The organism is Neptuniibacter sp. 1_MG-2023 (genome assembly GCF_030547185.1).
GTDB lineage: Bacteria > Pseudomonadota > Gammaproteobacteria > Pseudomonadales > Balneatricaceae > Neptuniibacter.
On the sequence record NZ_JAUOQR010000002.1, the window covers coordinates 34,285 to 45,928 of the forward strand.

Sequence of the window (11,644 nt, forward strand, 5' to 3'; positions counted from 1 at the left end):
GCTAATGCCTTCAGCTGATTGTCAGGAATAGGCGATAACATACGTACTAAATGCAGTACGGGATGACTAAGATGAAACCGAAAAAACTCAACATTACCCTGGCACTGATCACCGCCGGCATTCTGATTATCTGGGGCTGGAGCTACCAGATGAGCACGACGGTAAAGGCTTCACTACCTTGGGAGATTTATGACAACGGCCTCTATCTGAGCGGCTTGTTATCCATCGCATTTATGTCTGTGACTATGATGCTGGCTACTCGTCCAGTTTGGTTAGAAACATCCTTTAATGGTCTCGATCAAATTTATCGCCTGCATAAATGGGCCGGTATTCTAGCGGTTGTTTTTGCCCTATCTCACTGGTTAATTGAGATGGGTGATGATCTAGTTAAAGCGCTCTTTGGCCGAGCGGGACGTTTGCCTGAGCAAGACTTTTCAGGTTTTACCCATATGATGAGGGAGGCGGCAGAAGGGATTGGCGAATGGGGTGTCTATCTGGTATTTGCCATGCTGATACTGACTCTCTGGAAACGCTTTCCTTACAACCTCTGGCACTCTGTGCACCGTGCTATGCCGTTTATTTATCTAGCACTCGCTTTCCACGCGGTCTGGCTAGCGCCTTTGGTTTGGTGGCAACAGCCCATTGGCTGGCTGATGGGATTATTACTCGCAGGCGGTAGTTTCGCTAGCCTCTTATCGATCAAAGGGCTAATAGGGAGATCACGGCAGGTGCAGGGCTCCATCACCTCGATCGCAACATCAGCCATGGGTATCACCGAAGTGAAGTGTCAGTTGGAGCGCCCATGGAAAGGTCACCGTGCCGGCCAGTTTGCGTTTGTGACCTTTGAGCCTAGCGAGGGTGCCCACCCTTTTACCATTGCCAGTGCGGATCATGGTAATGGTCAGATCACCTTTCACATTAAAGGGTTAGGCGACTATACGCGGCAGTTGGGCTATCGGTTAGCAATCGGCCACCCCATTACCGTTGAGGGACCTTATGGAGAGTTCAACTTCAAACAGCGAAAACAGAATGCGGCACAAATTTGGATCGCCGGCGGGATTGGTGTCACCCCTTTCTTAGCATGGCTTGAAGCACTGCAAAATCAGCGGGAAGACTCTCTCGAAGCTGAACTGCATTATTCCACCCATGATGGCATGACAGATCCTTTTGTTAAGCGATTACAGACAGCCTGTAACGGTTTAAGCGGCATCCAGTTGCAGATACATGACAGCAGTCAGGGCCACAAACTCACGGCTGAACAACTCCTCACACAACACCCTAAGGCAAAAGCGATGGAGGTTTGGTTTTGTGGTCCCTCAAGCTGGGCCAATACCTTAGAAAAAGAGCTACGTGAAAATTTACAAGGGTCTCTGTCGTTCCGACAGGAAGCATTTGAACTGCGCTAAACCTATAACACTGACCGCCTTCAGCTGAATGTCAGCAAAGAGGTTTAGGATAAACAATGAAGTCATTAGGAGGTACAACATGAAAAACACACTAATTACTGCCTTTTTAAGCACCTGCTTGATCAGTGGTGCCGCGCTAGCCAGCGATGATTGCACCGATCCAACCGTTGATTGGCAACCTAAAGAGCGTCTTCGTCAGATGATGCTAGACAATGGCTGGGAGGTAAAGCGCATCAAAGTGGACGATGGCTGTTATGAGCTCAAAGGACGAGATCGCAAAGGTCATCGAGTTGAAGCGAAATTCTCACCCGCTTCACTAAGGATTATCGAACTTGAAATAAAATTTGATGATTCAGATGACGCATCCGACTACCTGAACTTAGGTAATCAAGCCCAACCATCATCAACTAGCGACTTAAACTTCGGTAGTAACACGCCAACAAACAAACCAAAAGTCACAATCGAATAAGGGAGATAAAACCATGAAACGTTTCGCAATAATCCTGTGTTTGATGGCTGCAGCTTTACTGTCCTCGCAATCTTATGCACGTGATGTCACCTTGACCACTCAGCTAAAAAACTATGGCGGTGATGGTGCTTATCTAGCCATCTATTTAACCAATGCCGACGGTCAGTATCAAAAAACGTTATGGGTGGCAGGGAAAAAATCAAAATATTACAAACACTTGAGCGGCTGGGCACGGGGGAGTGGTCAACGTAAAAGTGAATACGATGGACTGTCCGGTGCCAGCGTTACAGAGGGCAAGACATTAACGGTCACCCTTGATCTAGCCGACACCTATATTGATGCAGGATTTCAGCTCCACATTGATACCGCTGTCGAAGATATGCGAGATAACCGTAATGATGTTGTCGTGCCATTAACCAGTGAAGGGGTCGATAAACCCAATAATGGCCGCGGTTATATCAAAACGTTCACCTACTCGTTTTAAATGACTGCCTAGGAACCCCGTCATGTTACGTCAGTTTCACTCCCTGTCCGGCTTAATAGCAACACTGTTCGTTGTGCTGCTCACCATCTCCGGTGCTGTGCTTTCGCTTGATCCGATTTTAGAGCGCTCACAGGCTAAAATAGCGGGCACATCATCAATCAGCGTGGCGGAGCTAGCGGGTAAGCTTATCACTCGCTACCCTGGCATCGAGCAAATACAACGACATCCGTCAGGCAGTATCATTGTTTACTTTACTGACGGCGACCAAACAGGAGCGGACCTAATCAACCCGCTAACGGGGGCAACGATTGGCGCCTATTCCAGCTCACCCATTATGGTATGGATAAAAAACCTGCACCGTTCTTATCTGTTAGGGACTCCTGGACGAGTGATGGCTGGGGCTGCCGCTTTCTTTATGCTGCTGTTAACCTTTTCCGGTGCCGTCATGTTGAGCAATCGCCTCGGCGGTTGGCGCCATATTTTTCGACCGATCCAAGGGCCCGTTAAGCAACGACTACATACAGAGGTCGGTCGAGTGGCGGTACTGGGCCTGATATTATCGGCTTCCACCGGCCTGTATATGTCAGCCATGACTTTTGAGTTGATACCCGACTACTCATCGGCTGAGCCCGATTTTCCAACCCATGTCGATGGCGGTGTGCCTGCACCCATTGATACTCTGTCGGCATTAAAAGCGATTCCGGTTACCGAGTTCAGAGAGCTGGTTTATCCCTATCCAAACGACCCAATGGGCGTTTACTCAATTACCACCGATCAAGGGAGCGGCTTTGTTGATCAAGTAACCGGTCAGCTGCTCTCTTATCAAGCTTACGGTAATCCACAAAAGCTCTATGAGTTTATCTACATGTTACACACCGGCAAAGGGCTATGGTGGCTTGGCCTATTGCTTGGCTTGAGTGCGCTCACTGTGCCATTGATGGCATGGACCGGCATCCAGATCTGGTGGAAGCGTAAGCAATCCGCCACAACCATTAACCATAATAGCGCTGCTCGCGTTGCCGATACCATCATTCTGGTTGGCAGTGAAAGTAACAGTACTTGGGGCTTTGCCAAAACCCTGCATGACGCCCTTTATCGCTTAGGATTTCAGGTTCACACCGCATCCATGAATCAGGTTGGCCATCATTATCCACAGGCAAAACGGATGTTTATGCTGACCGCCACCTATGGGGATGGTGACGCACCGGCATCGGCGAATCATTTTCTGACACGACTGGCGAAAATGTCGAAGACACCCGATGTTCCTGTTGCCGTATTAGGTTTTGGTGATCGACAGTTCCCTGAGTTCTGCCAGTTTGCTAAAGAGGTTGAGGCCGCGCTCATCACCAAGGGCTGGCCGCAGCTACTGCCACTCGAAACCATCCATCGACAATCGCCACAGGAGTTTGCCCGCTGGGGCCATGCTGTGGGTTGCGTCATCAATAGGGAATTAACACTCGAGCATATCCCGGTTCATCCCGCTAGCACGACGTTAACGCTTGTCGAACGCGTCGATTACGGTGCAGCGGTGCAAGCACCAACGGCGGTCTTACGCTTCAAGTCATCGGTAGAGCGTAGTAACGGTCTGTTAAATCGTTTACTGAGACGCACCGGTTTACCGCATTTTGATGCGGGTGATCTTGTGGGTATCTTAGCCCCAGGCAGCAGTGTGCCGCGGTTTTATTCGTTAGCATCCGCATCGAAGAATGGCATGCTCGAGATCTGCGTTCGTCATCATCCTGACGGTTTATGCTCAGGTTTTCTTCATGGATTATCCGTTGGTGACACCATTGAGGCTTTCATTAAGCTTAATCCGAGCTTTCGCCCAGCATCGGGCAAAGCACCGATAATACTGATCGGCGCGGGCACCGGCATTGGGCCGTTAGTCGGTTTTATCCGCAACAATAAAGCACATCACCCGATACACCTTTATTGGGGCGGTCGTAGTCCACAGTCTGATTTTCTCTATGAGACAGAGCTTAAGCGCTACCTAAAAGATCAGCGGTTAACTAAATTGAATCCGGTTTTCTCCCGCATCAACCAAGGCGCATATGTGCAGAATAAGATTACTGAAGATGACGTGGTGCTACGTCAATTGATCGAGGAGGGGGCGCAGCTTTTAATATGTGGCGGTCGTAACATGGCGAGTAGCGTTGCGGCGGCACTGGACAAGGTAATTGCCCCGCTGGGGATCGATGTGGCGACACTGAAAGCTCAGTGGCGCTACCGTGAAGATGTTTATTAACTGATCCATTGGATGGGTCGCTAAGCCAAGTTGTTTTCTGATGAGATCCTTTTTCGGCGATTAAGCGGATGGAAAAAGAACATTTTTTTATATCTAGGGGAGCTGTATTAACTGTTAGGTACTGGTTATGTATCTAAATGAAAAAGGGGAAGTTCTGAATAGATAAGTAGATTAATCAGAACTCAGTTGAGTTGTTTTTGATCGCTACTTAGGCTATAACTAATTGATTTAATTGAATAAAGTGGTGGGCCTAGCAGGACTCGAACCTGCGACCGATCGATTATGAGTCGAGCGCTCTAACCAACTGAGCTATAGGCCCTCAGATGCAAGAATTCTCTTGCGAAACCAATACGATATTTATCAAAACTGAGTTAATATCATTTGGTTTGAGGTTCTCCTAAAAGGAGAGGGCGCCAATAATACCTAGTCAGAATCATTGGCGCAATAGTTTGATTTAAAAGAATTTACTAGTCGTCTATAAAGCCGCGTAGATGTTCTGATCGGCTTGGGTGACGAAGCTTACGTAGTGCTTTTGCTTCGATCTGACGAATGCGTTCGCGGGTTACATCAAACTGTTTACCAACCTCTTCTAGGGTGTGATCGGTATTCATCTCAATGCCGAAACGCATACGCAGTACTTTAGATTCGCGCACTGTCAGCCCTGCTAGTACTTCACGTGTTGCTTCGCGTAGGCCTTCGCCAGTTGCGGAGTCTACAGGTGAAGAGATGGTGATATCTTCAATGAAATCGCCGAGGCTTGAATCTTCATCGTCACCGATTGGTGTTTCCATTGAGATCGGTTCTTTGGCGATTTTTAATACTTTGCGTACTTTATCTTCAGGCATTTCCATGCGTTCAGCTAGCTCTTCCGGTGTCGCTTCACGACCCATCTCTTGTAGCATCTGGCGGGATATGCGGTTCAGCTTGTTGATCGTTTCGATCATATGAACTGGAATACGAATAGTGCGCGCTTGGTCGGCAATTGATCGCGTAATCGCCTGACGAATCCACCAAGTAGCATAAGTCGAGAACTTATAACCGCGGCGATATTCAAATTTATCAACTGCTTTCATAAGGCCGATGTTACCTTCTTGAATGAGATCCAAGAACTGTAAGCCACGGTTGGTGTATTTTTTAGCGATAGAGATCACAAGACGAAGGTTAGCTTCAACCATCTCTTTTTTCGCGCGGCGTGCACGTGCTTCGCCAATTGACATTGCGCGGTTGATCTCTTTGATCTCAGTTAAGCTGATGCCTGTTTCGTTTTCAGTTTGAATCAGTTTGCGTTGCGCGCGTTTAAGTTCAATCAAGTTTGTTTTGATTGCGCGTGCATAGTCATTTGATGATTCAATAACAGAGGTGAACCATTCAGGATTCGTCTCGTTACCTGGGAATTCTTTAATAAAAGTTTTGCGCGGCATTTTTGCGCGCTGTGTACAGATGCGCATAATGATGCGTTCTTGTCGGCGTACATTTTCTATTGTGGAGCGTACTCTATCAACAAGGGCTTCATAGTATCGAGGTGATAACTTGATAGGTGAAAAGACTTCACCTAATGCGTCTTGTGCTTTGCGGTATTCTTTAGTGCCGCGGCCATGTTTTTCTACGACATCTTTTAAGGCGATAAGGTGTTCGCGAACCAAGCCAAAGCGACGTGCAGCTTCTTCTGGATCTGGGCCTTTTTCTTTCTCTTCCTCATCGTCGTCATCGTCTTCGCTGGATGCAACAGGGCCAGGAGGCGGAATAACATCGTCATCATCAGCGTCGATGTAACCACTGAATATATCGCTTAGACGACCTTCTTCGGCAATAGTTAAGTCATAGGCTTCGATAATTGCATCAACGGTGCCAGGGAAGCATGCTACAGCAGACATGACTTCGCGTAGGCCTTCCTCTATGCGTTTTGCAATGCTTATTTCACCTTCTCGGGTCAGTAGCTCAACGGTGCCCATTTCGCGCATATACATACGAACGGGGTCTGTCGTTCGGCCGGCGTCTGATTCAACGGCAGCTAATGCTGCTACTGCTTCTTCATCGGCTTCTACTTCGGCGGAATCGCCTTCGGTCATGAGAAGTGTTTCAGCATCCGGAGCTTCTTCTGACACGGAAATACCCATGTCATTAATCATGCGGATGATATCTTCTACTTGATCCGGATCGGCAATGTCCTGGGGTAGATGGTCATTGACTTCAGAGTAGGTAAGGTAGCCTTGTTCCTTACCACGCGCGATCAATTCCTTGAGGCGAGACTGCTGTTGCTGAGAAGTATCGGACATAGGACCCTGTGACTTGAAAAAAATGGATGAAAATTTGAGCAGGCCATTATAACGATGAAGTACCTAATTTGCTAGGAAAAAGGCCGTGCTTGTTTTATAGAATTACCTGTTAAAAATAGACTATATTCAGCGACTTGCTGTAAAAATCCTGTAATTCGTTAACTTATATGGTGTCGGTGGGAGAATTTTTCAAGTGCGATAGAGTTAATCTTTTGCGATATCTTTAAGTTGGTGGAGTTTTTGCAGTTTCTGTGCGAGTGCTATTTTTTCGTCCTTGTTGAGTTGATGCTTTTTCTGAATAGCTGAGATCTCAAGTTCAAGTGCTTTTAATTCCAGCCCGTGTTGAGAGTCTTTGAGGTATAGGCGAGCATCGGTTTCTGAATGTATTTCTAGAGATGTTGATATTTCGTAAAGGTTGATGATCGTTTGTGATAGCTTTTCATCTTCTCGCCAGTCAACTGCTAGCTGTCCAAGTGTAGCGTTTGGGTTGGATGAGTAGTAATCAATGAGCTGAATAAGTAGCTTGATATCTTGCTCTTCAGATAGCTTTAACCCTTCAGGAAATTTGTGGGCGGTGGCTAACTGAGGATAATGCAGTAGTAGGGCGATTAGCTTTGCTGCAAATGAGAGCTCGGTGTTGCTGGGGCGTTGCTGATAGGGCCTTGAGCCTTTTTTAACGTTATTACTGCTGAATTTGTCCCTGCTGTAGGGTGAGTAAGTGTTTGCTGTATCGTAATCATGTCTTTCGCTATCGGAGTAGTGTACATGATCGTTTGGCTGATAATCATATTCACTGTATGTGCTTTCAGTCTGAACTGACGGGCTTGTTTGAGGGGTGCTGGGTGTGATGGCTTCATGGAAGTTGACGGTGGTTTGTAATTGTTCGAGGGATAGGTTGGTCAACTCGCATATTCGATCCAGCATCATCTGTTGCAGTAGACTAGGTCGCATTGAGTTTATGGTTGGTAATACTTCTGTGCTAAATCGAGCGCGCCCATCCATGCTATCTAAATCAGCATTTTCTGAGTAGCTTTTAAAGAAAAATTCCGACAAAGGTTGTGCTTTCGAGAGCCTCTCGCTAAATGCAGCTTCACCTTCCTGTCTAACTAAGCTATCAGGGTCTTCACCTTCAGGTAAAAAGAGGAAGCGGGCTTCTTTGCCATCTTCGATCACGGGCATGGTTGTTTTAAGTGCACGTACTGCTGCTTCACGTCCTGCGTTATCCCCATCAAAGCAAAAGATAATTTCGGGGACAATTTTAAAGAGTCGCTCTAGGTGTTGATCCGTTGTTGCTGTGCCGAGAGTTGCTACGGCATAGTGGATCCCATATTGTGCTAAGCCGACAACATCCATGTAACCTTCAACAATGATCAGTCTGTCTAGTTTGCTGTTATGTTTTCGAGCTTCATAAAGACCGTAAAGCTCTCGGCTTTTATGGAAGGTTGGTGTCTCGGGTGAGTTAAGGTATTTAGGTTTATCATCTCCGAGTACGCGTCCACCAAAACCGATTGTTCTTCCACGTTGATCTCTAATCGGGAACATGATGCGATTACGGAATCGATCGTAGCGGCTATCTCTCTCCTCATTGTGAATAAGCATGCCTGCTTCTTCTAGCCGCTTTGCTTTCTCTAAATCGCCACCGGTTAGGTGGGTAAGTAGATTATCCCAACCGGAAGGTGCGAAGCCGATAGAAAAGGCTTTGGCCGCTTGTCCGCTCAGTCCGCGAGATTTGAGGTAATTCACGGCATCTATGCGAGTGTCGTTAGTTCGAAGCTGATTTTCATAGTAAGTTGTCGCGGCTTCTAGGAGTTCGTAGAGCGTTTTGAGTTGCTGATCTTTTTCGCGTTGGTGAGGAGAGTCGTCGCGGGGGACTTCCATTCCGGCGCTTTTGGCGAGTTCTTCAACCGCTTCTGGAAAACTAATGTTCTCGTAATCCATAAGAAACCCAAGGGCGTTGCCGCCTGCACCACAGCCAAAACAGTAATAAAATTGTTTTTCTTGGTTGGCAGAAAATGAGGGGGTTTTTTCCTTATGGAACGGACAAAGTCCAGAGTAGTTTTTACCTGCTCGTTTTAGCTTTTGGACACGTCCATCTAGCACGTCAATGATGTTGACGCGTGCTAAAAGGTCATCAATAAAGCTTTGTGGGATGCGTCCGGCCATATTATCAGCTGCTGAATATATTCAGCGGCAGTTTAGCTGGATAATTGCGATTTGACGAGCTTGGAAATTATACCCATATCGGCGCGGCCTTGTACCTGAGGCTTGATTAGCCCCATGACTTTTCCCATGTCTTGCATGGATTGTGCGCCAGATTCTTCCGCAGCTTTTTTTACAATAGCTGCTACTTCTTCTTCGGTAAGCGGTTGCGGCAGGAAAGTTTTAATCACCTCCAACTCCCGTCGCTCAGCATCTGCAAGATCCATGCGTGCCGCTTCTTCAAATTGCGAGATAGAGTCGCGGCGCTGTTTAGACATTTTGTCTAGCACCGTAAGTACTCGTGTATCATCCAGCTCAATGCGCTCATCAATTTCGATGCGTTTGAGTTCGGCTAACATCATGCGAATAGTGCTTAAGCGTTCCTTATCTTTGGCACGCATTGCAGCTTTCATCTCGGTAGTGATTTGCTGCTTAAGCTCTGACATGACTCACCTCTAATTACCTGAATGGGATCTAATGTATATCTCGTGTATTAGTACAAGCGTACGCGACGTGCGTTTTCGCGAGATACTTTTTTAGCGTGACGTTTAACAGCTGCTGCTGCTTTACGTTTACGTACAGATGTTGGCTTCTCGTAGAATTCACGACGACGAACTTCAGCTAATACACCTGCTTTTTCGCAAGAACGTTTGAAGCGACGTAGAGCTACATCAAATGGCTCGTTTTCTTTAACTTTTACAGCTGGCATGTTTTAACAAACCCTATAATTGTTGAGTTAAATATAATAAAACTTGCCATAAAACAGACGGTTTTACGGCAAGGCGCAAAATTCTATTCCTTTCGCTAAGTTAAGTAAAGCAGTTAATGCTAGGGTTCGCTATTTTATGTGCAGGTATTGAAGGGCAAGGGTATAATGCGCGCAAACCTCTGATGAGTATGTAAGGTAGGTGGGTAAGAATGCGTGTATTGGGAATTGAAACATCTTGTGATGAAACGGGTGTTGCTATTTATGACAGTGAGCAGGGGTTGTTGGGAGATGTCTTATATAGCCAAGTAAAAATGCATGCTGAATATGGCGGAGTGGTGCCTGAATTGGCGTCACGTGATCATGTGCGTAAGCTGTTACCTCTACTTGATGAAGTGTTTCAAAAAGCGGGCCTAAAAAAAGGCGATGTTGATGCACTTGCGTATACGTCTGGGCCCGGTCTTATTGGTGCGTTAATGGTAGGCGCTTCAACGGGTCGAGCTTTGGCGTTGGCTTGGGGTATTCCTGCTATAGGCGTACACCATATGGAAGGGCACCTTTTGGCGCCTATGCTTGAAGACACGCCGCCATCTTTCCCTTTTGTTGCTTTACTTGTGTCAGGAGGCCATACCCAGCTAGTTCAAGTGGATGGTATAGGTCAATACTCGCTGCTTGGTGAATCTTTAGATGATGCTGCTGGTGAGGCGTTTGATAAGGCAGCTAAAATGCTTGGACTTGATTATCCTGGTGGTCCGTTGGTTGCCAAATATGCCCTGCAGGGTGACCGCACGCGTTTTCGTTTTCCCCGACCCATGGTTGATCGCCCCGGTATGGATATGAGTTTTTCAGGGCTTAAAACGTATACGTTGAATACGAGTAATGATCATCGTGATAAAAATGGGCGCATTGATGATCAAACGATCTGTGATATTGCGGCCGCGTTTGAGGAAGCTGTTGTTGATACTTTGGCAATTAAGTGTAAGCGTGCATTACAGCATACGGGCTTTAAACAGCTGATTATTGCTGGTGGGGTTAGTGCTAATAAGCGATTGCGTGAACGTTTGGAAGAGATGGTTCAGAAGGAACGAGCTAAATTGTTTTATGCGCGTCCTGAGTTTTGTACTGATAATGGCGCGATGATCGCTTATGCAGGCTGCCAGAGGTTAATGGCTGGACAGCAGAGTGGCTTGGAAATAATTACTAAACCTCGTTGGCCGTTAGATACTCTTGCTGCGTTATAGTTAGGATCTTGGCTTGCACCTAAAAACGAGGCTCTTTACCTTGTAGTAAGTTTCTTATATTTGTACGGTGACTGAGTAAAAGTAAGGCTGAGATCACTAATATCACGGGAAGGTAGGCTTGTGCGGCCAGCCAGACGAGTATAGGGGTGACTAGGACAGTAGCAATTGACCCCATTGAGGCTGTTCGGCTTAGAGCGAAAATGAGGCACCACACAAATGTTTGCAGTATGGCGATTGGCCAAAACAGGCTGACGCATACCCCAAGCGCTGTGGCTATGCCTTTTCCGCCCCGAAATGAAGAAAATAAAGGGAAGAGATGCCCTATTATAGCGGCTAGCGCACATAATGATTGTTCAGTGCTAGGTAGTTGTAAAATGGAACAAGGTAAAAGTGCTAAGATGCCCTTGCCTACGTCGCCTGCAAGAGTGGCGAGTGCTCCTTTACGTGAGCCTATACGGAGTACATTGGTTGTTCCAGGGTTTCCTGAACCCTGTTTTCGGGGGTCGGGAATATTTAATGCGTGACAAACAAGTACGGCTGTGGGGATAGAGCCCCAAAGATAAGCTAAAAAAACTAGTCCAATGGTGATTAAGCCAGTATCGGTCATTATCAGTCCAA

General features: G+C 46.8%; 10 protein-coding genes and 1 tRNA gene. 5 read left to right on the top strand and 6 right to left on the bottom strand.

Annotation, left to right across the window (positions count from 1 at the left end; translation table 11 throughout):
• Positions 1–71 precede the first annotated feature (71 nt).
• From Q4492_RS02935 to Q4492_RS02950, 4 genes are all read left to right on the top strand, one after another.
• Entirely contained in the window at positions 72–1,406 is a 1,335-nt protein-coding gene (locus Q4492_RS02935) for a ferric reductase-like transmembrane domain-containing protein (protein ID WP_303415762.1), read from the top strand.
• A gap of 79 nt (positions 1,407–1,485) precedes the next feature.
• Entirely contained in the window at positions 1,486–1,875 is a 390-nt protein-coding gene (locus Q4492_RS02940; RefSeq protein WP_303415763.1) for a PepSY domain-containing protein, read from the top strand.
• A 13-nt stretch (positions 1,876–1,888) separates the two neighbouring features.
• Entirely contained in the window at positions 1,889–2,359 is a 471-nt protein-coding gene (locus Q4492_RS02945; RefSeq protein ID WP_303415764.1) for a DUF2271 domain-containing protein, read from the top strand.
• A 22-nt stretch (positions 2,360–2,381) separates the two neighbouring features.
• Positions 2,382–4,604, top strand: coding sequence for a PepSY domain-containing protein (locus Q4492_RS02950; protein WP_303415765.1), 2,223 nt, complete (start codon positions 2,382–2,384; stop codon positions 4,602–4,604).
• 242 nt (positions 4,605–4,846) lie between these two features.
• Here Q4492_RS02950 and Q4492_RS02955 read toward each other — a convergent pair.
• From Q4492_RS02955 to rpsU, 5 genes are all read right to left on the bottom strand, one after another.
• Positions 4,847–4,923 (bottom strand) — tRNA-Ile (locus tag Q4492_RS02955).
• Between the two features lie 148 nt (positions 4,924–5,071).
• The gene (gene rpoD, locus Q4492_RS02960) at positions 5,072–6,880 is read right to left on the bottom strand and encodes an RNA polymerase sigma factor RpoD (RefSeq protein ID WP_303415766.1); all 1,809 of its coding nucleotides are present in this window, start codon (positions 6,878–6,880) and stop codon (positions 5,072–5,074) included.
• A gap of 204 nt (positions 6,881–7,084) precedes the next feature.
• Positions 7,085–9,043: a DNA primase gene (gene dnaG, locus Q4492_RS02965; RefSeq protein ID WP_303415767.1), complete on the bottom strand. Its 1,959-nt coding sequence runs from the start codon at positions 9,041–9,043 to the stop codon at positions 7,085–7,087.
• A 32-nt stretch (positions 9,044–9,075) separates the two neighbouring features.
• Positions 9,076–9,525: a GatB/YqeY domain-containing protein gene (locus tag Q4492_RS02970; RefSeq protein ID WP_303415768.1), complete on the bottom strand. Its 450-nt coding sequence runs from the start codon at positions 9,523–9,525 to the stop codon at positions 9,076–9,078.
• A 47-nt stretch (positions 9,526–9,572) separates the two neighbouring features.
• A complete protein-coding gene (gene rpsU, locus Q4492_RS02975; protein ID WP_067865199.1) occupies positions 9,573–9,788 on the bottom strand; it encodes a 30S ribosomal protein S21 in 216 nt (71 codons plus the stop codon).
• Positions 9,789–9,997: 209 nt separating this feature from the next.
• On the opposite strand from rpsU, the gene tsaD reads away from it, so the two are divergent.
• Positions 9,998–11,026 carry a tRNA (adenosine(37)-N6)-threonylcarbamoyltransferase complex transferase subunit TsaD gene (gene tsaD, locus Q4492_RS02980; protein ID WP_303415770.1) on the top strand — a complete coding sequence of 343 codons (1,029 nt, stop codon included), beginning with the start codon at positions 9,998–10,000 and terminating at the stop codon, positions 11,024–11,026.
• Between the two features lie 19 nt (positions 11,027–11,045).
• Here tsaD and plsY read toward each other — a convergent pair whose 3' ends face one another.
• Positions 11,046–11,633, bottom strand: a complete 588-nt coding sequence (gene plsY / locus Q4492_RS02985) for a glycerol-3-phosphate 1-O-acyltransferase PlsY (protein ID WP_303415771.1) — start codon at positions 11,631–11,633, stop codon at positions 11,046–11,048.
• Positions 11,634–11,644: the final 11 nt, after the last annotated feature.

Coding starts and splice junctions, on each gene's coding strand:
- Q4492_RS02935 (WP_303415762.1), top strand. CDS start 72: ATGAAACCGAAAAAACTCAACATTACCCTGGCACTGATCACCGCCGGC.
- Q4492_RS02940 (WP_303415763.1), top strand. CDS start 1,486: ATGAAAAACACACTAATTACTGCCTTTTTAAGCACCTGCTTGATCAGT.
- Q4492_RS02945 (WP_303415764.1), top strand. CDS start 1,889: ATGAAACGTTTCGCAATAATCCTGTGTTTGATGGCTGCAGCTTTACTG.
- Q4492_RS02950 (WP_303415765.1), top strand. CDS start 2,382: ATGTTACGTCAGTTTCACTCCCTGTCCGGCTTAATAGCAACACTGTTC.
- rpoD (WP_303415766.1), bottom strand. CDS start 6,880: ATGTCCGATACTTCTCAGCAACAGCAGTCTCGCCTCAAGGAATTGATC.
- dnaG (WP_303415767.1), bottom strand. CDS start 9,043: ATGGCCGGACGCATCCCACAAAGCTTTATTGATGACCTTTTAGCACGC.
- Q4492_RS02970 (WP_303415768.1), bottom strand. CDS start 9,525: ATGTCAGAGCTTAAGCAGCAAATCACTACCGAGATGAAAGCTGCAATG.
- rpsU (WP_067865199.1), bottom strand. CDS start 9,788: ATGCCAGCTGTAAAAGTTAAAGAAAACGAGCCATTTGATGTAGCTCTA.
- tsaD (WP_303415770.1), top strand. CDS start 9,998: ATGCGTGTATTGGGAATTGAAACATCTTGTGATGAAACGGGTGTTGCT.
- plsY (WP_303415771.1), bottom strand. CDS start 11,633: ATGACCGATACTGGCTTAATCACCATTGGACTAGTTTTTTTAGCTTAT.